We start from the raw sequence: 21,281 nt of genomic DNA on the forward strand, positions 1-21,281 counted from the left end.
CTTGTTTTACTTACTGCTTTCTCTGTGTGCCACTTTTAGGTGCGGAATGTGGGTTCTAAATGTCCTGGCGGAATGATTGCTACCATCAACTCTGGTGTTTCTAGCCAGTGTCCCCACTGCGGTAGAGCTTCCAATGGGGGCTGATCAAGAGGAATTTTACATTCTGGGGGATTGAACAAAAACTCTTTTAGCAGATTCATGGGCAGAGGCAATCAAGTATTAACAGCAATTTGAAGAAGAATGCAAAATCCAGAATTAATTTGGTGGGGGACTTAAACCCCTTTATTCATAAGCCACTCACACAGAATTAAATTCTGTTAGCGGTAGCGGGGCGTTTAGCCCATTCTGGCTCCTGAATTCTGTTTGTTAAATACTTCAACCTGATTGTCTCAAAAAGTAGATTTCGATATTCCGCAAGAATTGAAAAGACAGTAACAATTGCAGGCAAGTATTTTCAAAGTTATGATTTCGATTCGAGTGATTGTCAATGCCTGTTCTGATTCCTATTTCAACCTTCTTTATCGGCTGTCATGGGCTACTTGCTCTAGGTTTATCCTATCGAGTGGCAATGGAACGCACCCGTACTCGGATTTGGCATGGTGCATCTTTATCTGAGGTTGCCTCACAGCCCAATTACTTAGATCATCCGAATACTTGGGCAGAGTTTGTGGAAAAAATAACACAACAATCTATTGTCACGAAAAACATCGAAGATGGGGTGTTACAGCGTACTATCCGAGCGCATGGGAACTTTACAGAATACGTACCCCTTAGCCTCATGTTCCTAATTGCCCTAGAGTGGATGCAAGCTCTTAACGGACTGTTGTGGATGCTAGGTACTCTATTGACAGTAGCTCGGATTGCCCATGCCTGGGGATTAATACAGACTTATGGCCCATCACCGGGCAGGGCGATCGGTTTTTTCGGAACTTGGCTAGTTTATATCGTCGGCAGTCTGGCTTGTCTTTACTACAGCGTGCAGCAATTTTTATAGTCCAGCGACGGTTCTAACTCAAAAATTATAATGCTTAAAGCAATTGATACTGACCTTTGGGTTGCTGAACAACCCCTAAAATATTTTGGCTTGGAAGTAGGGACGAGGATGACTGTGATTCGTCTAACCAGTGGTAAATTAATGGTGATCTCACCTATTGGTATAGATGACGCAACTATCAATGAGCTAAATCAATTGGGAGAAGTTATTTACATCGTCGCCCCCAACTTGTATCATCATCTATTTGTTGCTGACTTCAAGCTGTGCTATCCTCGTGCCAAACTATGGGTAGTATCTGGTCTAGAGCGGAAACGACCAGATTTGCAAATCGACCAGATTATTAGCGATCGCACTATTCACCTGATTGATGGGGTTGAATATTTATTAGTACAAGGCTTTAACACACTGGATACTAGTGGATTTTCACCACTCAATGAATGCGTCTTTTTTCATGTCAAAAGCCGGACTTTGATTGTCACAGATACAGTTTTCCATTTTGATGATCAATGTTCGCCAAGCACAAGGTTAGTAGCCAAACTTCTAGGTGGTTACAACCAACTTCGTCCATCGTTATTGGAGAAATTTGCAACTCAGGATAAAGTCAAAGTTAAATGGTCAATTCAACAGCTTCTCACTTGGAATTTTGAACGAGTAATCATGGCGCATGGCAGCATAATTGAACAAGATGGTAAATCTCAGTTTAAAGCTGGTTATGAGTGGTTTTTAGAAACTCCTTTGTAGTGATACTTTACTCACAGAAAATATATAATTCTGTTTTTGAACTTTATACCAAAATAAAATTAGTCTTTTCAAAAAAGCCGCACCCGTTACTGAATAGTATCGGGGTCTACATTGAGCGATCGCAACCTTGCCTTTAACTGTTCTATCTGCAATTCTGCTTGTTCTGCTCGTTGGCGTTCCTGTTCTGCTCGTTGGCGTTCTTGTTCTGCTCGTTGGCGTTCTTGTTCTACCAGTTCTTCTGCCTGCTGCCTTGCTAAAACTTCCTGCCCCAAAGCCTCTGCCAGTTCATTAGGGATGAGTAATTTTTCCCCAGTATCTTCTCGATAAAACCCAATTAGCCTTCCCTCAATCACCAAACGCAGTAGTAATGGTTCACTGCGTCCATCTTCTATAGGTTCGTAGATTTCTCCCCGCAGACGATAACCACGTAGCTGTTGTTCCACCCACTCGCCTTTAGGATCAAATAGCCAGTATTCCTTGACACCCAACTGCTCATAGAGGGTCTTTTTGAAGATTTCGTCTTGTCCCTTAGTCCCAAAAGATGTCATTTCAAAAATAACTGTGGGTACTTGACCTTCTTCCCAGATTTTATAGTTGTCCCGACCGCCAGGTGCAACATCAAAAATCACCATCACATCTGGGGCTACCCGCAACTTAGGAAAGCCCTGTGCATAGTAAAGGAATTGATTTCCTAATACTGTTGCCTGACGATTTGCCAAATACTGTTTCAGGACTTCTAAGGTAGTTAGTAAGGCATAAAGGTGGTCGTAGGTTTCTGCCACTGGTTGACCATCAGCACTGGGGTAAAATATTTCTGATTCGACACTAACAGGTAAAGTAGCCGTCATGGTTGTAAAATCAGCGCTACAAAATTATTGTAGAACAACTCTAGTTCTTCCTAGCTTGAGATGTGCAAGCTTTTCAAAATATAACTAGATAACTCACAAAATCCTTCGCCTTCAGCAGCGCTAGTAATATAAGCAGGGTGATATTTCAACTGATTTATATATTCCAGCACGTTTGCCACGCCTACAGAAATAGGAAAATAACGCTGATCAAATAAACTTTCATCATTGGGACTATCGCCAACAGTGACAATTTGTTCTGATGAGTACTGGGGCAAATATTCGCGCAATACTTGCAACAATCCCACAGCTTTATCTTGTCCTTGGGGTTTAATGTGACACTGCACATTGCTATAGGTAAATCCCCAACCCATATGTTGACAAAGACTATCTAGGGTTTGTAGTTCATCTTGAAGCAAACCAGCTACATCAAAAGTCCAGTCGGTGATGCGAAAGCGATTATCAGCAGATTCTTGGATTTGGGGAAATTTAGTTCGTAAATTCTCAAAAGTTGTAGCTAACTGCTGGCGATGTTTAACTAAATCGGGAATGGGTGTTAAAACTACTGGTTTATGGTTCCCCGGTGGAAAGTACAAACCGCCATTTTCTGCCATTGCACCTGCTACTGGCATCAAGCTACTCAATCCACTTACCCACCCAGCCGAACGTCCGGTGACAATTAGCACTTTAATGTCAGCTGCGGCTAAATCCTCTAAAGCTTGCAGCAGTGCGGGAGTAAATTTTCCTCGTCTAGTCAGGGTGCCATCCATATCTGTGGCTATCAGACGAATATTGCTCAGGCAAATAGATGAAACCTCTGATAGGGGAGGGAGGCTCAAATCTCTGGACATATACGGTTTGTAAAAGGCTGTAAAAAATATTAATCATACAGCAAGATGACCCTGAAGATTTGGGCATCCTAAACATCAGGAGTCAAGTTTTTCAGTTTCCCACCATGTCCACTTCAATGTTTCTTGCCCAATCCTCTGGGAAAAAGACTACTAAAAAGGCATCCCAGGAAGTGCCAGCAAGTAATCCTCAAATACCACCATTACTGTTGGTAACTTCTGGAGGACTGGCTTTAGTGGTGATTGCTTTGATTGTATATATTAAACTCCAGAAGGATAGGCTGGAGAAAAAACTTAAGTTTGAACACTTCCGCGCGCGAGAACTAGAGAAAAAGTTTAAGCTGGCGCTGGAAACAATTCGCAAAATGGAAACTAATCCCGATTTGGTGAACTCACGGGATTTTAACCTGGATTATCTGCGGATGCGGATGTCAGAGGAGGTGTTTCACTTTGCAATTCTTAATCAAATAAAGATTCAGATCAAAGAAAAAATTTCTCAAGCCCTGCGTCCAAGTCAAGCCCAACAAGGATCAGTTGGAATCGCTAATAGTGCTGGACGGCAAGTAGATGAAATTTTTGATGTCGAGTATGAAACTGGTAGTCCAGGGAATTCTGCTAAACGGGTGCTGTTTCGGATTCAAATCAAGTTAATGAAGTTACCGACGCAAGCAACTTCTGCGACTATTAGTCAAATTATTGATTGTATAGAAACTTATTTAAGCCCCATAGAAGACGAAGATAGTTGGCAACCAATAATTCAAGGTCGGATTGCTACTATGCATTGGGATCAAAAGGCTAAACCTACGCCTCTACTTGTGCTGGAACAATCGAATGAAGGGGTGAATGTAACTTTTCGTACCAGTCGCCAACCAAATACTCCAACTCCACCAAAGTCATCTGGAATTAAAAAATCAGGCTCGGCTAGACAATAAATTATGGTTGTCATTGGTCATTGGTCATATCAAGTTCAGGTTATTACTTGTAATAAAATCTATCAATGTAGGTTGGGTTGAACACCAGTGAAACCCAACATAAACAAGGATCAAATGTTGGGTTTTTCAACCCAACCTACAAATATTATAAGTGTTTAAACAGACATGATATTATTGGTCATTCACAAAGGACAAATGACTAAAAATCATGACTGAATAACTGTATTGGGGGAATTACGGGTTAAAAGACCATCTTCCATTTCGACAATGCGATCGGCTATGTCTAAAATCCGGTTGTCGTGTGTCACCAATAAGATAGTAGTTCCCTGATTTTTGGCTAGACTCTGCATTATTTCTACAACATCGCGTCCTGATTGTTTGTCTAATGCTGCTGTTGGTTCGTCTGCTAGTACCAAAGGAGGACGGTTCACTAAGGCGCGAGCGATCGCAATTCTTTGTTTTTGTCCACCAGAAAGATTGTCTGGGTAGTAATCAACTCGTTCTTCTAGACCAACAGACCCCAGCATAGCTTTTGATTTAGCCACTGCTTCTGTTTGAGAAATATTATCGTTCAATTCCACTGCCATTTGCACATTTTGCTTGGCTGTCAAGAACCCTAGCAAATTGTGAGCTTGGAAAATATAACCAATGTTGCGTCGCATCTGCACTAATTTGCTTTGACTGACGCCAATAAGTTCTTCACCTAAAAATTTTAAACTTCCTTCTTGTACAGACCGCAAACCACCAATTAAGCTCAGTAATGTTGTTTTACCTGAACCTGATGGCCCGGTCATAATCACAATCTCACCTGGATAAATATCTAGGTTGATATCAAATAATATCTGTTTTCTCAGTGAGCCTTTGCCATAGAAGTGATTGAGATTTTTAATGGCGATTACAGGTTCTTTTTCCATCATATTTTTGTTAGTTATAAATTAGTAGTTCCAAAATTTAACTGTAGTGGCTGTCAGAAATTAAATTTGCTTAGTTTTTATCATAAGTCAAACTTATTATTAATATCTTTTAATTAATATTGTATTAATTAAAAGATATCTGCTGGATCGGCAGAGCGTAATTTTCTAACTGCGATCGCACCAGAAATAATACACATTAGCATAGTCAAAATCAATACCATTGTAGCTCGTTCAAAACTCATAAAAACTGGTAAAAGTGTTGCATTTCTGGCACTATCATACATAAATAAGGCAAAAACTATTCCAGGAAAATAGCCTAAAACTGCTAGTAATAAAGCTTCTTGAAGAATGACCGTCAATAAATAGTTTTGCGTGTAACCTATCGCCTTGAGAGTAGCGTACTCAGCTAAGTGGTCTGCGACTTCTGTATAAAGAATTTGATAAACAATCACAGTCCCCACAATGAAACCCATGACAGTCCCTAATGTGAAAATAAAGCCAATAGCTGTACTATTCGCCCAGTAGCTCCGCTCAAAATCAATGAATTCTTGTTTAGTTAAAACATTTACTTCATTAGGTAAATACTTTCGTAATTGTTGGGCAACAACATTAGCATCTGCTCCCGGCTTTAATCTAATTAGCCCAATATCAATTAATCCTTTTTGACGATTACTGAATATTCGGAAAAAGTTGAGATCGCTCGTAATTAAATTACCATCTGCACCAAATGATGCACCTAATGTAAAGAGTCCTCCTACTTTAATTCGCCGCCTTCGTACTTCTGCTGTTACAGGCTTTCCTTGATCATAATTAGTAGCGATCGGCCCATACTCTACTCTAGAAGAACGGTCAAATAGAACGACATCAGGTAGTTTAAGTTTATCTAAATTTTCCTGAACTCCAGGTAAGTTAACTAGGTTAGTTTCTGGGTTCATTCCAAAAATTAGGATACTCCGAGGACGACCTGTAACAGGATTTTTCCAAATTGTAAAGTCCAAATAGATCGGATGTACTGATTGAACTGCGGGTAATTCTAAAGCTTTATATAATCGTCGTTGAGAAAAGCTTCTCATCGCCAATATAGCGTTAGATTGACTATTAATTAAAACAATGTCGCCTTGCAAGCTGTTATGGAATCTAACGTTACTATAATACAGAGCATCTCGGAAGCCGAGTTGCATAAACATTAAAATATCGGCAAAAGCAATTCCTGCTAAAGCAACAGCCAGACGAGTTTTTTCTCTTGTCAGTTGTAGCCACGATAGAGGTATTTTTTGATTCATTTTATAGGCGTCTCAACAAGAGTAGCAATTTTAGATTTTCAACCCATTATGGTGACACCCGTACAGAATTGATAGAATGTTTAAAATTGATTAAACAGACCATTCAAGAATATTTTTAATCCAAAATATCAAATTATGGATTAGGATTACTGCTCACCGACAACTTAATTAGTTATTAATATCGACAATAACTTTGGCGTAAGTTAAACCAGAAACTTTCTGGCTATCTTCTGGAGATAGAGCAATTTTCACTTCTACAACTCTGGCATCCACATCTGCGGCTGGATCTGTATTCAGCACATCTTTTTTACCAATTTTTCTGCCAATATCAGTGACAGTTCCCTTTAATTCGCCGCTAAATGCGCCGTTATCACTGGTGATAGTAGCATTTTGACCAAGACGGACTTTACCAATGCTGTCTTCAGCGACTTCAGCAATTACAAACATTTGGTTGGTTTGCCCAATTTCAGCAATGCCATTTGCGCCGATCGCTTCACCCGATTTGGTGTAAACCTTTAAAATCTCTCCAGCGATTGGTGCTTGAACGTAGCTTAATCTTAGTTCTGCTTCGGCTTTTCTGACATTTGCGATCGCATTACTAACTTGAGCTTGTGCTACTTGCACATCGGTAGGACTAACATCTAAAATTCTGCTTAGTTTGGCCTTTTCTTCATCGATTTGTCTTTGCAAAGTTGCGACAGTTTTATCGCGGTTAACTTTAGCTTCGATTAACTGCTGTTGCAAAGTTGCTAAATTTTGTATTTGGTTGGCTCTAGCTTCCGCAAGTTGCTGTCGCAAGGTTGCCAATGTCTGCTTTAGGGTAGCTTGGCTTTCAGCCACCTGCTGATTAGCAGTTATTGCACTCAAGCGTCTTCTGTCCCGCTCTTGCTGAGAAATAGCACCTTCTTTGTATAAATAATCATAGCGTCCGGCATCGACTTGAGCATTGCGCTGTTCGGCTTTAATACGTACAACCGTTGCTCTCAGAGCATCTCTTTGCCCACTAAGTTCAGCTTCTAGGCGATTCACGGTTGCTTGTTGGACAAGTTTATCACCACTTAACTGAGCTGCAACCCGCGCGATCGCTGCTTGCCCTGCATTCCTTTCGCCAATTAACTGTGCTTGTAGGCGAGCAATAACTGCTCTTTGAGCTTGAATATCTCTGGGAGAACCAGCCCTGACTTGTGCCAAATTCGCACGGGCTTCTTGGACTTTCGCTTTTGCCTCTTGTAGTCCGGCTATTTGGGTATCGCGGTTGTCCAAAATTGCCACAATTTGACCTTGCCTTACCTTTTCACCCTCTTTCACCAGAAGTTGCTGAATTCGTGACGATGGCGCTAATCCTGATGATGGGGCGGACAATTTAACAACTTCGCCTCGCGGTTCCAAACGCCCTACAGCACTAATGCTATTGGTAGATGGCATTACTGGTACGGATGTAGCTAGTTTTCTTAACTGCTCGATTTTAGCCGTACCTAGTATCCCAGCAGCGATTACTACTGGCACAGCTACAGCAATACCCCACCAAATCTTAGGTTGTTCATGATTTAGTGTCTGTTCACTTGGCTTCGGCTTTTCAGTCACCCTTGACATAGTATGTTGCCCATTTACCTGAATTGTGCTGATGGAAGTAAAAATAAAAAGGTTTTTAATCAACAGCCAGCTGTTAGGACAAACAACAGTGGTTTCAAGCTGGGTATGGCTTAAAAATCCATTGTGTGATGAACGTTCAACACTATGGCTTTACAAAATGGTGTTTTCTATAGCCGATCATTATGTATGCAATACACTTTGACCTTTCTCCAAACGGCTTTGAGGCTTACTAAGGGGCGGGATTAGGTCTGTATTGAAACTAAGAAACGCTATAGTAGCTGACTATGCAATAACTCTGAGTATTATTGAGACATGAGTGCAATGGGAGTTAGCAGAATTCACAAGCAGTATGAATCTAGATATAGAGACGCGATATATCACATCTCTATAAAAAATTCTAAATTGGTATGATGCGGTACTTTACTGCTACATTCACTACGGCTATAGTTAGTCACAAAATTGAAAAGAAACATCAAAAATAGACTGTTGCCTTTGTTGGACACAATCTTGCTAAAAAAGTTAGTCTTCCTTAAGTCAATCAACGATTAACTAACTAAAAAATGTCTGTCAATTTAAACATTCCTAACATCAGAGTTTCCTTAACTTTCTGGTCAATGAGTTAGCTGTCTCTAGTTGTTTGCATCTACTAGGACAACAAACCATTTTGTAATATTCGCTTCAAAGACCTTACTATTCTCCCTGTTCTGTTTTGGAACTCCATAAAACTCTCGTTGAATGAATTCTACATTTATCCATTAGCTGAAAACGTAGCAGAGCCTACAGATGGGGGAGATGAGGGAGATGAGGGAAATAATTAACTAATTTGGGGGGTTTAAGTTGCATAGCAACTAACAGATGCAAGTTTTGTGGCTCTTGTCTTATAAGAGTTACAAAACTTAATGACGTTAGCGAGTCCGTGAGCGGCATTACGAATTACAAATTACGAATTATTTTAAGTTGGGAGGTCGAATAAAACTGTGGTCATGTAATTTTCTGCCCAAGCTGGGCCAAAGGCTTTTTCTAGTACGCGGCGGGTTTTATCATTTTGCTGCTGTTTGGTGCAGTAGTTGTGTTGTCCGGCAAGATTTTGGGTGACTTGTTCAACTGAAACAGGATGTGAGGCGATCGCTTGGGTGCAATGAATATCTAAAAATTCTCGCACCCGCGAGAGAAACATTGTTTCTTCTTCTGGGGAACTGGGGCGGACAAAGATACAGAAATCTGAAAAAATATTTCCCCATTCTGGTAATTCACGGGGTTGGGAAAAGTTAAGCACTGTTAGCTGTGTCAGTGCAGAAGTATAAGATTCTGGTAAGGTGCGCTCTACGTGAATTGGAGAAAGGTCTGCGATCGCTGCACTAATTTGGCCTCTACCCCCAACTAAATCACAACCAAACATCGGCAGGTTGTATTCTGGACGGGGAAACATGACGCAGTGCAAAATATCCAGCATATTTCCGATTTTTGCCAGTTCCAAGTGCATTTTCCGAAACTGGGGCGTTTGATAGCAACGGTTTTCAATCGTCAGTTTTTCGCCTTCTAATCTACCTTCCACATACCCCAACTCATTAGGCAAATGGTAAGGGGATAAATCCAGGTGTTGATGCCAAGCTGCCTCAATACAATCAGCTAGCTGACGAATTAGGGGATGTTGTTGCTCACGCAGCGAGGGCATAGAAGTAAATGACATATTCTAGTTGGGAATGCGATCTAATGGCCAGTCTACAACCTGTCGTGCCATACCTGTTCTGGTCTGCAATATAAGCAAACACTTGCACCCAGCCAACGTAAATTTATAAGACAGATGCTTTTCACAAGGATTATTTATTTTGTAGTCTAGGTTACAGAAATAATTTTAGATTAGCCCATTTGTGAAGGTTAATAGAAAGCTATGAAACTAGATTCTCATAGACCAGATTTTGCTATGCAAACAAAAAGGCACAATAATCTGGAAGGTTTACAGAGGTTCAGAGCTTCTACTTGGGTAAACCTTTTACAACTTCCCAACCCCTTTAGTTTTGACGAAGCACTTTTATTGTGTCCGGTTTCAGCAGATGAGTGGCTAGCCTGGATTCCAGATCATGGAGAGGCAATACTCAATATCAGGCAATTTAGTTATTAGTTATTAGTTATTAGTTATTAGTTATTACTCATTACTCATTACTCATTGGTTAATAACTTTAGACAAGGGACTATTGCTGCCAGAAATCAGTGACATCGTATCCCAATTCACTTAGCATCTGGCGCAGCAGGGGTAAACTAAGTCCAATTACATTGCTGTGACAGCCTGCAATTTTTTCTACGAAGAAACTTCCAAAACCTTCAATGGCAAAGGCTCCAGCACACTTGAGTGGTTCACCAGTGGCAACATAAGCTTTAATTGCCTTTTCGCTCATTTGAGCAAAGTAAACTCTTGTAACTTGTGACTTGACTAAAGTCCGATTTTGGTCATGGTCAATTAAAGCGTGACCTGTGTACAAATCGCCAAAGTTACCTTGCATTATCTGCCAACGAGCGATCGCTTCAGAGAAGTCTGCTGGTTTGCCGTAAATTTCACCATTGATGGACAAAACTGAATCACAACCCATAATCAAAGCTGATTCAAACTGTGGGGCTACAGTTTCCGCTTTATACTGGGCAAGAGTTTTGACCAATTCTGCTGGTTCACTTAGTTCAATTTGCGACTCATCAAAGTCACTTGCTCGAACTATCGGTTCAATACCAACAGTTTGCAACAAGCGGCGTCGGGCTGGGGAAGCTGAAGCAAGTACAAAAAGTGGAATTTTCATGAGATTTTAGAAAAATTTGTTAATTGGGCATTGGGCTATTCAATTTTGGATTTTGGATTTTAAATTTTGGATTAAATTCCAATCTAAAATCTAAAATCTAAAATCTAAAATTCTTACTTGCCACTCCCCAATTAATAGACAGAAAAAGAATTAACAACCTCATCAATCATCCGTTTAACTTTCTGCCAGCGTTTTTCAGGAATTGAGGCGTTGAAGGTAAAAAGTTTACCACGGCTCACAGCGACACTGGCGATGTTGTGTCGTTCCTGTTGATTGGGGAGTTTAACCTCATACTCTAAAAGGTAGTATGTTTTACCGTCTACTTCTCGCTGTGCGGCATTGACTAATTCCGCCGAACGACCAGAGTCAGGAGGCGCGAGAGCCGCTTTTCCTAATTTGTATCCTACTTCTGTTGGGGTTCCCAATTCTGACAAAGTTTTGCCTTCTGGAACTGGGCTAATCACAACCGAAACATTTTCAGACACCTCAATCAAATCATGAAAAACCACATCTGGCCCATCGGCAACTTTAACTGGTAGCCAGCCGTTAGGATATAAAAACTGATAGCCATCACCACTGTCTACAAAGCTTTTGAGTCCAGCAGCAGACACTACATCCGAATTACTCAGACTGAAGCTCAACACCAATAGCAAAATTAATACAATTCGTTTCCACATTTCTACAGATTCCTTTGGGCTGGAGATAACACAAGGCTTGCATCATTTCTCGTCTTTATTCTCCCACCAACCGGGACGCTTCGGATAATGCATTAGATAGTGAAGTATAAATGCTTAAAGTTTCCAATGATATTAGTCTTTCCAGTTTGCTGATACTAGAAAGCAAACATTGAGCTTCATGATGAGTTTTATCATAAATAGGACTTACGCAAGAACTCTCTGAAACCTTCTTCCCTTCGTGTCCTTTGCGTCCTTTGCGGTTCGTTTTTCCATAATTTTGCGTAAGTCCTGATAAAGCTCAATGTTCCGTAACACCTAATTATAAAAAAGGAGAGGTAGAATTATCTACCTCTCCTATACGGGGACAAACAAATTACTTGAACTATCCCATGATTAATTCCAACTAACTAGACTTAGTATCTGTTGGGTTTGTGAACAAGGAAGCTGAGAACTTGGCACTGCTTGATGTTGTCAAAACCCACAACACGGATATAGCTGTTGTTGAATTGAGAGCGGCATCCTTGAACTTCGCTCAATACTTCTTGAGTAGATTTAGCACCGAACAAAGGCAACTTCCACATTGTCCAATATAATTCTGTTGGCTCAGAAGTTTCGTTAAACTCGATCGCAGGAATGTAACCTTGATTCAAGATGTACTGAACCTGTTTAGCGATTTGAGCATCAGACAGAGGGGGAAGATAAGAAAGGGTTTCGTAACGACGCTCTTTTGGTAAAGTTTGCATAGCTTTTGATAATGGGTTGCGATTTTTACTAGTAGATTGACCGAACTAATTGGATAAGTTATCCAAATTCTGATCTGAAGTTGTTTGCTGTTCTGGTTGCAGACTGGGGTTAGATGTGTCTATTCGTGTGATCCGTTCTAAATGCTGGCGACGCTGCTCCATGTTGGCTTGCTGAATGCCAGTGCGAACCATTTCCGGTAAAAATTCTGCAATTTCTTCCGCAATGTGTTCTCTGACAGTCATGATTCGCAAAGCCAAATCTGGTTTTTCTCGCAACAGCTGCTCAAGGAATGACTCACCATTTTGAATTTTGCCAGACGAAAAGTTATGCAACCAAAGTTCTAATGGCGGATTAGTTTCGCCTAGCTGTGCCAATACTGTCCTTAGAGCCTGATAAGTCAGATAGCTTTGGAGAGTTTTGGCTGTGTCCTTCGCAATTTGCTTAAGATTCATGCTTGACCCCAGCCCTGAAGAGTTATGAGTTATGAGTTATGAGTTATGAATTAATGCAAATCCTAACTCTTAACTCTTAACTCTTAACTGTTAACTCAGATCAGACGGTATCCATTGCTTCAAACTCGAACTTGATTTCTTTCCACAGTTCGCAAGCAACAGCCAATTCAGGAGACCACTTGGCAGCTTCGCGGATGATATCGTTACCTTCACGAGCCAAGTTACGGCCTTCGTTACGAGCTTGAACAACGGCTTCCAAGGCGACGCGGTTAGCGGTTGCACCAGGAGCGTTACCCCAAGGGTGTCCCAGAGTACCACCACCGAATTGTAGTACGGAGTCATCACCAAAGATTTCTACCAGTGCGGGCATGTGCCATACGTGGATACCACCAGAAGCAACTGCCATTACACCAGGTAGAGAAGCCCAGTCTTGGGTAAAGTAGATACCACGAGACTTGTCTTGCTCAATGTAGTTTTCACGCAACAGGTCAACGAAGCCCATTGTGATGCCGCGCTCACCTTCCAACTTACCAACTACTGTACCAGTGTGGATGTGGTCGCCACCAGACAAACGTAGGGCTTTAGCCAATACACGGAAGTGGATACCGTGGTTCTTTTGACGGTCAATTACAGCGTGCATCGCACGGTGAATGTGTAGCAAGATACCGTTATCACGGCACCAACGAGCCAATGTGGTGTTGGCGGTGAAACCTGCGGTGAGGTAGTCATGCATGATGATGGGCATTTTGAGTTCTTTAGCGTACTCAGCCCGCTTCAGCATTTCTTCACAGGTAGGAGCGGTGACGTTGAGGTAGTGACCTTTAATTTCACCGGTTTCAGCTTGAGCTTTGTTGATAGCTTCAGCTACGAACAAGAAGCGATCGCGCCATCTTTGGAATGGTGCGGAGTTGATGTTTTCGTCGTCTTTGGTGAAGTCCAAACCACCGCGTAAGCACTCGTATACAGCGCGTCCGTAGTTCTTAGCGGAAAGACCCAATTTGGGCTTAATGGTACAACCCAACAAAGGACGACCGTATTTATTTAACTTGTCGCGCTCAACTTGGATACCGTGAGGTGGTCCTTGGAAAGTCTTGATGTAAGCTACTGGGAAACGGATGTCTTCTAGACGCAGTGCCCGTAAAGCTTTGAAACCAAATACGTTACCAACAATTGAGGTCAATACGTTGGTTACAGAACCTTCTTCAAACAAGTCCAAAGGATAGGCAACGTAACAAATATACTGGTTGTCTTCGCCGGGAACTGGTTCGATGTCATAGCAACGACCTTTGTAGCGATCGAGGTCGGTAAGCAAATCTGTCCACACAGTTGTCCAAGTACCTGTGGAGGATTCAGCCGCAACAGCCGCACCTGCTTCTTCGGGAGGAACACCAGGCTGAGGTGTCATACGGAACGCAGCTAGAAGATCGGTATCTTTTGGTGTGTAATCGGGTGTGTAATAAGTTAATCTGTAATCTTTAACCCCGGCTTGATACCCAGATTTGCTCTGAGTCTTCGTTTGAGCGTAAGACATAATTTTATCCTTCCCTGAAATCACTCTTGTTAATTATCAAATCACGTTTTGTGCAACTTCCCATCACTCAGCTCTTACCCCCCTTATCGGAGAAAAGATCAGGAAAATTTTTGTTAAGGATTGTTTTTGGCAAAGGTTAGCAGTTTTTTTGCGGCGGACACTTTGGTAGCGGTGGTAGCCCTCCTCACCAGTGTTTTCCCCTTCTAGGGGTACACGACCTAGCGCTTCTACTGTTCCCTCTTGCTAAAAATCAAAATTCTTTTTTACTTCTTCTTCGCACCCAACTAAACCTTCTCAATTTCACCAAAACTTCCGCCTTTTGTGGGCAGCATTTAGATAATTCCCCCATAAATCAGGGTATTCAGGGGATTGGGCTGGCTGGCACACATTCCCGCCTTTACACTCCTTATATCTTTTCCTTTGTTGGAAAAGATACCAGAAAAGAATTTACTTGACAGAGATTTAGCAGAGTGGTGAGCAAAAGATAAAAGAATTGCACACCGCGTAATTTGTAACTTGTTTCACAATATATCAAGAATTCGATAAGTTATTCTTTGAAAGTTTTTAACTTATCTATTTAATTTTGTTATTACATAAAGATTTAAACTTTTTGTTACAAAAGCTTTACAAAATGTCATTAATAACTGTAAAGGACTGAAATGATCGGGTCGTGACGTGTCAAGACTAAATTTGTGCATTAGCAAACTCTTGTGGGATGGGCTTCTAGCCCGTCCTAATTGGCGGGCAAGATGCCCGCCCCACAAGAAAATTTATTGCAACATTTTAGCCTTGACACGCCAATAGATGGCGAAATCCCCAGTTACCACCAATACACTCTAGTTTCGACACAACGACTGCGCCCTTCTCTACGAGAGGCTGCGCTCAGGACAGGCTCAGTGCATCGCTGCACGGAAATCGAGCGACTTGTGCCGAGCGAAGTCGAGGTAAGTCGAGATTCAACTACCGCTTGTCGTTGGCATAGCCTCTCCAAGAGTTGTGTCCCCAATCCCCAATGTTTAAAAAATACCAGCTAAGGGAACACTGAAATTAACCCAAAGCCAGTTTAGGTAAATGCTATGGGTACTGTCTCCAAAGGAAATGTCACCGTGGTATTGTTTTACAAGCGTACTAGTTTATTAATTACTTCTATCTTGCTGGGGTTGATAGCTTTGCCAAATATGGGATGGGCGCAAAAAACCCCTGACATTAATTCATCTGATGTAACCCCCGCTTACCCATCTTCCGCACCGCCACCGCGAGTAGAATCTTTGCCCGATGAGCGGGGCGTTGAAGAAAATTCGCCGAAAACTGATTATCGTGTTGGTAATTTATTGGGAGATGTTACAGGTAATCTTTGGGTAGGTTCATGGCGGGGACTATCGCGGATCGATCCTAAAACCGGCAAGATTATTTCTCGTGTTAGCTTACCGAATGTTGCCATTGGGGCTTTAGCCCAAGACAAAGTAGGACGTTTGTGGGTAGGAAGTTATGAGGGACTAGTTCGAGTTGACCCCCGCACTAACGAAATCACCGCACAAAATTTATTTTTGCCTTCTAAACGCGTGTTGTCACTCTTACTTGACAAACGGGGTTATTTGTGGACTGGAACCGATAGCGGTTTAGCTCTCATTAGTCCCGACCAAGGCTTGATTATGACGACATTAAAAAATCTGCCTGGTGTCAGCGCTAACGCCTTGACTTTAGATGCTGAAGGTCAATTGTGGGTTGGTACTCTGGATGGATTGGTGCGGGTAAATACTGCTAGTGCTGCGATTATGAAGCGAATAGCCGATTTACCAGGGACGACTGTACAAGCTTTAGCTATTAGTCCAGAAGGCTTAATTTGGGCGGGAATGCCGAATAATTTGCTAGTTATTAACCCAAAAACTGGTGCAGTGTTGCGGTCTGTGACTCGCTTGCGTGGGCGTGACGTGACAGCGGTACGTTTTGCTAAAGATGGTAGTCTCTGGGTCGGGACTAATAATGGTTTGTTACGATTAAATCCAAATACAGGAGCTGTATTAGACGAAGAAGTTGCTGGACTTCCTTCTAGTCGGGTTCTTACCCTTGCACCTGACATCGGCAATAAATTATGGATTGGCACTAGTGAAGGTCTAGCTTGGTTAATGCCCAAAACCGACAGTGCAAAACCCCATATTGCTTTCAGCCGCGCCGTTAAATGATTAGTTAAGAGTTATGAGTTAGGAGTTATAAATTAAAGAATTTTTGAAATTGAAAACTCCTAACTTCTCACTCTTAACTCCTAACTCCTCGCTCCTAACTCCTAACTCCTCACCTATAAAAATGGCAATCACTACCCAGCAATTAATTCAATGGAAACAACAGGGACGTTCAATTGTCGCGTTGACTGCCTGGGATTATGCGATCGCTCAACTCCTCGATGCAGCTGGTGTAGACTTAATCCTTGTGGGTGACTCTATGGCAGTAGTTTTAGGGTATGAAACGACACTGCCAATAACTTTGGATGAAATCATCTATCATGCCAAATCTGTACGCCGTGGGGTGAAACGGGCATTAGTAGTTGTAGATTTACCTTTTTTGACGTATCAAGAAAGTCTCCAACAAGCGATGCACTCAGCTGGGCGAGTACTAAAGGAAACGGGCGCTCAAGCGGTAAAATTGGAAGGTGGCTATCCAGCAATGACCGAAACTGTAGCTCGTTTAGTAGAAGCTGGAATTCCAGTCATGGGTCATGTGGGTTTGACACCGCAATCAATACATCAACTGGGTTTGCGACAACAAGGAAAGACGCAAGAAGCTAGTGAGAGAATTTTACAAGAAGCGATCGCTCTCGAACAAGCAGGTGTATTTTCCCTCGTGTTAGAGCATATCCCCGCAGATTTAGCAATGCAGATTTCCCAAAAATTGAGTATTCCCACAATTGGTATCGGTGCGGGAATTCACTGCGATGGACAAGTTTTAGTTACCTCAGATGTCCTCGGACTGGCCCAAAAGCATCCACCATTCGCCAAAGTTTACACAAATTTGCGCGAGACGATTACCAAAGCCGTGCAAGATTATGCCGTGGAAGTGCGAGAGCGGAAGTTTCCTGAGAAAAGTTAAAGAAATAAGCTGCTAATCGAGAACATAAAAAACCCCGACTTGATAGCCGAGGTAAATGGGAGAAGTCCAAATGTCGATGGGATATTGCAAAACCGAAGTCTGTTTTTCTTAGTTAACACCCAATGCAACCAAAACTATATCGGTAATAGACAAGGTGCAATTTTAGCTATGCACCTTTCTTTTGGGTTTTACTAAGCTATGTAAATAAATATAACAATAATATTACAAATAGTCAACTAGACTTGACAAATGAAGGCTGATGTAATTCGCCGCCCCTATTTATCAAGGCAGTACGATCGGCAAATAAAACGGGTTACTGGGTAAGATAGTGGGATGAAAACGAGAACCGAACTTTTAAGGAGTGGAAAAAGTAAGCGATTAGCTGCACAATTCAGGGTAGGTGGAATTAAGGGATTTCCAAATAAAAACATCCCAAATTTTCTTGTGGGATGGGTGTCCCCACCCGTCCCAATATCTAGGGCGGGCAAGATGCCCACCCCACAAAATGGATAATTTATTTCTTGGAAGTCCCTAAGCCAAAAATTTGAGAAGCTAGCTACTAGATCGCGAAAGTCTTTACAATTCCCTTGTTGACTCAAAAAGTATTTCTCGACCTATGACGAATCAAGCTCCTATCCCGGTTATTGTCAACGGTGCTGCTGGCAAAATGGGCCGTGAAGTGGTTAAGGCGGTGGCACAAGCACCTGACTTAAACCTAGTGGGTGCAATTGACTACAGTTTAGAACATCAAGATAAAGATGCTGGGGAGTTGGCGGGTTTAAGCGAACCTCTGGAAGTGCCGATTACCAATCAATTAGAACCGATGTTGGGGTATGTGGCTGGTGACAGACAGTCTCCTCCAGGGGTGATTGTAGACTTTACCCATCCCGATTCAGTTTATGACAATATTCGCAGTGCGATCGCTTACGGTATTCGTCCTGTAGTGGGCACCACTGGGTTAAGTCCAGAACAAATTCAAGATTTGGCAGACTTTGCAGACAAAGCTAGCACTGGTTGTCTAATTATTCCTAATTTTTCCATTGGGATGGTACTTTTGCAACAAGCTGCGATCGCAGCCTCAAAATATTTTGACCATGTGGAAATTATCGAACTGCATCACAATCAAAAAGCTGATGCTCCTAGCGGTACTGCCATTCAAACAGCGCAGTTATTAGGAGAATTGGGTAAAACTTTTAACCCTGCTCTTGTAGAAGAAACGGAAAAATTAGCAGGAGCGAGGGGCAGTATCGCAGATGAAGGAATTAGAATTCATAGCGTCCGCTTGCCGGGATTGATTGCCCACCAGGAAGTAATTTTTGGCGCAGCAGGACAGATTTATACTTTACGACATGATACGAGCGATCGCGCTTGCTATATGCCAGGAGTGCTACTAGCGATTCGCAAAGTCTTAGCGCTAAAGTCGTTAGTATATGGATTAGAAAAGATACTTTAAACACACAATTGGGCATTTATTACTTAGCACTCATGTTAGTACCACTGACTCGCCAGAAATTTGAACAAGTTGTCCCCCTAATTGCCACTGGTTTGCAGTATAAGTACTACTGGGGGAAATTCTCAAATTTTTTGCAACGGCTGTTAATTTCTGTAGTTGCGGTAGTTGTTATTTTGCTTGCAATAGTTATTTTCAAGCTTGAGTTTGCTTCAATAGTATTTGTGCTAGGGGTAATTAGCGCTTTTTTTTGGCTGTGGTATCCAGTGTTTCAAGCAAGTATGCGGAATTTACAATGCCGCCGTTACAAGTATGGCGGCTTTTTCCGTGGTCGAGTCCTAGATTGGTGGATTACAGACCAGTTGATAGGTAAAACCGAAACAGTCAACAACAAAGGCGAATTGGTGATTATAGAAAACCGAGAAAAACAGATAAACTTAGAGATAGGTGATGATACAGGATTTACCATTGAGTTTGTAGCACCATTGCGTCCTGCCCACAAAGTTATTACTCGCGGCCAAATTGCAGAAATGGTAGTGATGTCAAATCGTCCAGATTTGAGCAGTATTGAAGAATTCAGCGATATATACTTTCCCAATCGCGACCTGTGGGTTAGCGATTATCCTTTTCTGCGGCGGGATTTCTTTAATGAAGTCGGTCGCCGCTTGCGTGAAGACCAACAACAAAAGCCGCGTCGTCGGCGTCGTACAGTAGAGGATTGAAGAGGTAATTAGTACAGGCTTCTCTTTCAGAAACGTACAAGATAGAGATAGACTCACACCCTGCATTTACGCATTGTGTGAGTCGTTTAGTAATTAAGAGCCTTAATCGCAAATATTTCGGCAGTTTGCTCTCAACTGCAAAACTTCTTGATAGTTGCCCAAAAGACTCGAGCATTTGGATTCGGGATAAATCTCTCCTGACTTTTTGCTAACGAGAGCATCCCACTTTGATGAGTTTCCCTTGCAAACGATAAGTCACTGTCCCGCAGGCAAAACCTGCCGACTTAGGTTCTACATAAGGTCGTTTTGGCGGATTTTGTTTATCTAACCGCGATTTCCAATCGCCGGATATTTTTTCTAGAGTAGGATACTTGCTTAAAAATTGTGAGCCTGCAACAATATCGTGAGACCCTTTAACATTTATTTTAGAACTATTAATGTAGACATTATAATCATAAATAACATTTTTATTTTTAGTCTTATTATTAATATTTTTTCCAGGAAAAGCATAAAGAATATTCCTAAGAATTCTGACATCAGATGATGTGTGAGCAAATATTTGCCCGCCATTAAGTTCTGGACTTTGGTTATTTAAAACAGCTGTGTTATTTACAATATCAACATGTTCGCTTAAAAATGCATGAATACCCGATCCACCATTATTAAATGCAAGATTATTTTTAACTAAAGTGTATCCTTTATATGCACCCAATTTGGGGTTTTCATCATTTTTTGTACTATCGATAATAATGCCATTACCATCTGTGATCTTTCCGACTGCAATCCAAGGGATGTACATCCGATTGTTGTAGGTTTTGTTGTTAGTAACAAACATCTTGTATCCCCGTTTGTTGTCATAATTCCAACTGCTCAATATCGAAATGCCACTGCAACCATAAACGCTATACCAGGAATTATCGAACACTTCGTTATTATCTATTGTCACATAGTCCGATTGAATAGCGGAAATGCCTGCTCCTCCACACCCATGTACCTTGTTGTTGACAATACGTATATGGTGACTATGACCATCTTTTCGTCCATCTATGTTAATGCAGTTTCCATTCGTTAGCGGGTTTAATTTGTTAGTTTTCTGACTCATCGCATAATCAAGGGTTATGTTGGCATTATTTCCTATCACCTCCAACCCATTTATCTCAATATATGACGCTCCCTTGTGAATGAAAATTCCCTGCCATCCATTGTGTTGAATTTTCGGTTGATGTCCAGGATATGCTTTAAACTTAATCCATGCATTTGCTGTTCCAGAGCGAGTAATAGATACTACGTCCCCACTTGGTTTTGCATTCCTGTAGACTCCATTCATAATCAATACTGTATCGCCAGGGTTAGTCAGATTTGCTGCCCTTTGAATTGTCCTAAAGGCGGATGAACTAGAGAGTCCGCTATTTGTGTCATTTCCAACACCACTAACATAGTATGTTTTTGGAGTTGCCCTAGTGCTGATTAGCTCACGGCTGGATAGGATAATTTCTTTGTTAGTAGATACCTGACGAACGTTTTTAACCAAAGATACTTTTATTCCTTCTCCATCAGCCAAAAGACTTAATATCACAGGAATTGCAAGATATGCGCTTAAACTGAAACCTTGAATTACCACAAGAAAAGGCTCCTTGAACAGCACTACTTAACGCGATGTGCGACTTATTTTTAAAACCCCA

General features: G+C 41.6%; 22 protein-coding genes. 9 read left to right on the forward strand and 13 right to left on the reverse strand.

Annotation, left to right across the window (positions count from 1 at the left end; translation table 11 throughout):
• Window positions 1–35 precede the first annotated feature (35 nt).
• Complete coding sequence (locus RMX69_RS25625; RefSeq protein WP_322639120.1) at window positions 36–200, reverse strand: hypothetical protein; 165 nt, start codon at window positions 198–200, stop codon at window positions 36–38.
• Between the two features lie 287 nt (window positions 201–487).
• On the opposite strand from RMX69_RS25625, the gene RMX69_RS25630 reads away from it, so the two are divergent.
• Both RMX69_RS25630 and RMX69_RS25635 read left to right on the forward strand, forming a co-directional pair.
• Window positions 488–994 (forward strand): MAPEG family protein, encoded by a 507-nt coding sequence (locus RMX69_RS25630; protein WP_322639121.1) that lies wholly within the window; start codon window positions 488–490, stop codon window positions 992–994.
• Window positions 995–1,024: 30 nt separating this feature from the next.
• Complete coding sequence (locus tag RMX69_RS25635) at window positions 1,025–1,735, forward strand: DUF4336 domain-containing protein (protein ID WP_322639122.1); 711 nt, start codon at window positions 1,025–1,027, stop codon at window positions 1,733–1,735.
• Between the two features lie 86 nt (window positions 1,736–1,821).
• Here RMX69_RS25635 and RMX69_RS25640 read toward each other — a convergent pair whose 3' ends face one another.
• Together RMX69_RS25640 and RMX69_RS25645 are read right to left on the reverse strand one after the other, a co-directional pair.
• Entirely contained in the window at window positions 1,822–2,583 is a 762-nt protein-coding gene (locus RMX69_RS25640) for a Uma2 family endonuclease (RefSeq protein WP_289799076.1), read from the reverse strand.
• 50 nt (window positions 2,584–2,633) lie between these two features.
• A complete protein-coding gene (locus tag RMX69_RS25645) occupies window positions 2,634–3,431 on the reverse strand; it encodes an HAD family hydrolase (RefSeq protein ID WP_322639123.1) in 798 nt (265 codons plus the stop codon).
• Window positions 3,432–3,535: 104 nt separating this feature from the next.
• Between RMX69_RS25645 and RMX69_RS25650 the strand changes: the two genes are divergently transcribed.
• The gene (locus RMX69_RS25650; RefSeq protein WP_289799078.1) at window positions 3,536–4,360 is read left to right on the forward strand and encodes a hypothetical protein; all 825 of its coding nucleotides are present in this window, start codon (window positions 3,536–3,538) and stop codon (window positions 4,358–4,360) included.
• A gap of 206 nt (window positions 4,361–4,566) precedes the next feature.
• Here the strand turns inward: RMX69_RS25650 and RMX69_RS25655 are convergent, their stop codons facing one another.
• The 4 genes from RMX69_RS25655 to RMX69_RS25670 all read right to left on the reverse strand — a co-directional run bounded on the left by RMX69_RS25655 (window position 4,567) and on the right by RMX69_RS25670 (window position 9,840).
• Window positions 4,567–5,277, reverse strand: coding sequence for a DevA family ABC transporter ATP-binding protein (locus tag RMX69_RS25655; protein ID WP_289799079.1), 711 nt, complete (start codon window positions 5,275–5,277; stop codon window positions 4,567–4,569).
• 125 nt (window positions 5,278–5,402) lie between these two features.
• On the reverse strand, window positions 5,403–6,557 hold the full coding sequence (gene devC / locus RMX69_RS25660) for an ABC transporter permease DevC (protein ID WP_289799080.1): 1,155 nt from the start codon (window positions 6,555–6,557) through the stop codon (window positions 5,403–5,405).
• A gap of 168 nt (window positions 6,558–6,725) precedes the next feature.
• Window positions 6,726–8,150, reverse strand: coding sequence for an HlyD family efflux transporter periplasmic adaptor subunit (locus tag RMX69_RS25665; RefSeq protein WP_289799081.1), 1,425 nt, complete (start codon window positions 8,148–8,150; stop codon window positions 6,726–6,728).
• A gap of 952 nt (window positions 8,151–9,102) precedes the next feature.
• Window positions 9,103–9,840 (reverse strand): phycocyanobilin:ferredoxin oxidoreductase, encoded by a 738-nt coding sequence (locus RMX69_RS25670; protein ID WP_322639124.1) that lies wholly within the window; start codon window positions 9,838–9,840, stop codon window positions 9,103–9,105.
• A gap of 201 nt (window positions 9,841–10,041) precedes the next feature.
• On the opposite strand from RMX69_RS25670, the gene RMX69_RS25675 reads away from it, so the two are divergent.
• Complete coding sequence (locus RMX69_RS25675; RefSeq protein WP_289799083.1) at window positions 10,042–10,272, forward strand: hypothetical protein; 231 nt, start codon at window positions 10,042–10,044, stop codon at window positions 10,270–10,272.
• 70 nt (window positions 10,273–10,342) lie between these two features.
• Here RMX69_RS25675 and RMX69_RS25680 read toward each other — a convergent pair whose 3' ends face one another.
• The 5 genes from RMX69_RS25680 to RMX69_RS25700 all read right to left on the reverse strand — a co-directional run bounded on the left by RMX69_RS25680 (window position 10,343) and on the right by RMX69_RS25700 (window position 14,343).
• Window positions 10,343–10,939, reverse strand: coding sequence for a Maf family protein (locus tag RMX69_RS25680; RefSeq protein WP_289799084.1), 597 nt, complete (start codon window positions 10,937–10,939; stop codon window positions 10,343–10,345).
• A gap of 131 nt (window positions 10,940–11,070) precedes the next feature.
• A complete protein-coding gene (psbP, locus tag RMX69_RS25685) occupies window positions 11,071–11,616 on the reverse strand; it encodes a photosystem II reaction center PsbP (protein ID WP_322639125.1) in 546 nt (181 codons plus the stop codon).
• Window positions 11,617–12,029: 413 nt separating this feature from the next.
• Window positions 12,030–12,359, reverse strand: coding sequence for a ribulose bisphosphate carboxylase small subunit (locus RMX69_RS25690; protein ID WP_069072884.1), 330 nt, complete (start codon window positions 12,357–12,359; stop codon window positions 12,030–12,032).
• A gap of 45 nt (window positions 12,360–12,404) precedes the next feature.
• Window positions 12,405–12,812 carry a RuBisCO chaperone RbcX gene (rcbX, locus tag RMX69_RS25695; protein ID WP_289799086.1) on the reverse strand — a complete coding sequence of 136 codons (408 nt, stop codon included), beginning with the start codon at window positions 12,810–12,812 and terminating at the stop codon, window positions 12,405–12,407.
• A 100-nt stretch (window positions 12,813–12,912) separates the two neighbouring features.
• Complete coding sequence (locus tag RMX69_RS25700) at window positions 12,913–14,343, reverse strand: form I ribulose bisphosphate carboxylase large subunit (RefSeq protein WP_069072882.1); 1,431 nt, start codon at window positions 14,341–14,343, stop codon at window positions 12,913–12,915.
• 749 nt (window positions 14,344–15,092) lie between these two features.
• Here RMX69_RS25700 and RMX69_RS25705 point away from each other — a divergent pair.
• The 5 genes from RMX69_RS25705 (at window position 15,093) to RMX69_RS25725 (ending at window position 19,599) form a co-directional block, all read left to right on the forward strand.
• A complete protein-coding gene (locus RMX69_RS25705) occupies window positions 15,093–15,377 on the forward strand; it encodes a hypothetical protein (RefSeq protein WP_289799087.1) in 285 nt (94 codons plus the stop codon).
• 42 nt (window positions 15,378–15,419) lie between these two features.
• Window positions 15,420–16,526, forward strand: coding sequence for a ligand-binding sensor domain-containing protein (locus tag RMX69_RS25710; protein ID WP_289799088.1), 1,107 nt, complete (start codon window positions 15,420–15,422; stop codon window positions 16,524–16,526).
• Window positions 16,527–16,647: 121 nt separating this feature from the next.
• Entirely contained in the window at window positions 16,648–17,427 is a 780-nt protein-coding gene (panB, locus tag RMX69_RS25715) for a 3-methyl-2-oxobutanoate hydroxymethyltransferase (RefSeq protein ID WP_289799089.1), read from the forward strand.
• A gap of 616 nt (window positions 17,428–18,043) precedes the next feature.
• Window positions 18,044–18,880, forward strand: coding sequence for a 4-hydroxy-tetrahydrodipicolinate reductase (gene dapB / locus RMX69_RS25720; protein WP_194041462.1), 837 nt, complete (start codon window positions 18,044–18,046; stop codon window positions 18,878–18,880).
• Window positions 18,881–18,912: 32 nt separating this feature from the next.
• Complete coding sequence (locus RMX69_RS25725; protein WP_289799091.1) at window positions 18,913–19,599, forward strand: phosphate ABC transporter permease; 687 nt, start codon at window positions 18,913–18,915, stop codon at window positions 19,597–19,599.
• Between the two features lie 208 nt (window positions 19,600–19,807).
• Here RMX69_RS25725 and RMX69_RS25730 read toward each other — a convergent pair whose 3' ends face one another.
• Window positions 19,808–21,220: a right-handed parallel beta-helix repeat-containing protein gene (locus tag RMX69_RS25730; protein WP_322639126.1), complete on the reverse strand. Its 1,413-nt coding sequence runs from the start codon at window positions 21,218–21,220 to the stop codon at window positions 19,808–19,810.
• Window positions 21,221–21,281 lie beyond the last annotated feature (61 nt).

Origin of the sequence: Nostoc sp. EspVER01 (assembly GCF_034530635.1) — a bacterium.
Lineage (GTDB): Bacteria > Cyanobacteriota > Cyanobacteriia > Cyanobacteriales > Nostocaceae > Nostoc.

What these genes read in the sequence shown, in the direction of transcription:
- panB (WP_289799089.1), top strand. Translation starts at nt 16,648, where the DNA reads ATGGCAATCACTACCCAGCAATTAATTCAATGGAAACAACAGGGACGT.
- rcbX (WP_289799086.1), bottom strand. Translation starts at nt 12,812, where the DNA reads ATGAATCTTAAGCAAATTGCGAAGGACACAGCCAAAACTCTCCAAAGC.
- RMX69_RS25680 (WP_289799084.1), bottom strand. Translation starts at nt 10,939, where the DNA reads ATGAAAATTCCACTTTTTGTACTTGCTTCAGCTTCCCCAGCCCGACGC.
- RMX69_RS25645 (WP_322639123.1), bottom strand. Translation starts at nt 3,431, where the DNA reads ATGTCCAGAGATTTGAGCCTCCCTCCCCTATCAGAGGTTTCATCTATT.
- devC (WP_289799080.1), bottom strand. Translation starts at nt 6,557, where the DNA reads ATGAATCAAAAAATACCTCTATCGTGGCTACAACTGACAAGAGAAAAA.
- RMX69_RS25690 (WP_069072884.1), bottom strand. Translation starts at nt 12,359, where the DNA reads ATGCAAACTTTACCAAAAGAGCGTCGTTACGAAACCCTTTCTTATCTT.
- RMX69_RS25670 (WP_322639124.1), bottom strand. Translation starts at nt 9,840, where the DNA reads ATGTCATTTACTTCTATGCCCTCGCTGCGTGAGCAACAACATCCCCTA.
- RMX69_RS25640 (WP_289799076.1), bottom strand. Translation starts at nt 2,583, where the DNA reads ATGACGGCTACTTTACCTGTTAGTGTCGAATCAGAAATATTTTACCCC.
- RMX69_RS25625 (WP_322639120.1), bottom strand. Translation starts at nt 200, where the DNA reads ATGAATCTGCTAAAAGAGTTTTTGTTCAATCCCCCAGAATGTAAAATT.
- dapB (WP_194041462.1), top strand. Translation starts at nt 18,044, where the DNA reads ATGACGAATCAAGCTCCTATCCCGGTTATTGTCAACGGTGCTGCTGGC.
- RMX69_RS25710 (WP_289799088.1), top strand. Translation starts at nt 15,420, where the DNA reads ATGGGTACTGTCTCCAAAGGAAATGTCACCGTGGTATTGTTTTACAAG.
- RMX69_RS25675 (WP_289799083.1), top strand. Translation starts at nt 10,042, where the DNA reads ATGAAACTAGATTCTCATAGACCAGATTTTGCTATGCAAACAAAAAGG.
- RMX69_RS25635 (WP_322639122.1), top strand. Translation starts at nt 1,025, where the DNA reads ATGCTTAAAGCAATTGATACTGACCTTTGGGTTGCTGAACAACCCCTA.
- RMX69_RS25705 (WP_289799087.1), top strand. Translation starts at nt 15,093, where the DNA reads ATGCCCGCCCCACAAGAAAATTTATTGCAACATTTTAGCCTTGACACG.
- RMX69_RS25655 (WP_289799079.1), bottom strand. Translation starts at nt 5,277, where the DNA reads ATGATGGAAAAAGAACCTGTAATCGCCATTAAAAATCTCAATCACTTC.
- RMX69_RS25700 (WP_069072882.1), bottom strand. Translation starts at nt 14,343, where the DNA reads ATGTCTTACGCTCAAACGAAGACTCAGAGCAAATCTGGGTATCAAGCC.
- RMX69_RS25665 (WP_289799081.1), bottom strand. Translation starts at nt 8,150, where the DNA reads ATGTCAAGGGTGACTGAAAAGCCGAAGCCAAGTGAACAGACACTAAAT.
- psbP (WP_322639125.1), bottom strand. Translation starts at nt 11,616, where the DNA reads ATGTGGAAACGAATTGTATTAATTTTGCTATTGGTGTTGAGCTTCAGT.
- RMX69_RS25650 (WP_289799078.1), top strand. Translation starts at nt 3,536, where the DNA reads ATGTCCACTTCAATGTTTCTTGCCCAATCCTCTGGGAAAAAGACTACT.
- RMX69_RS25630 (WP_322639121.1), top strand. Translation starts at nt 488, where the DNA reads ATGCCTGTTCTGATTCCTATTTCAACCTTCTTTATCGGCTGTCATGGG.
- RMX69_RS25725 (WP_289799091.1), top strand. Translation starts at nt 18,913, where the DNA reads ATGTTAGTACCACTGACTCGCCAGAAATTTGAACAAGTTGTCCCCCTA.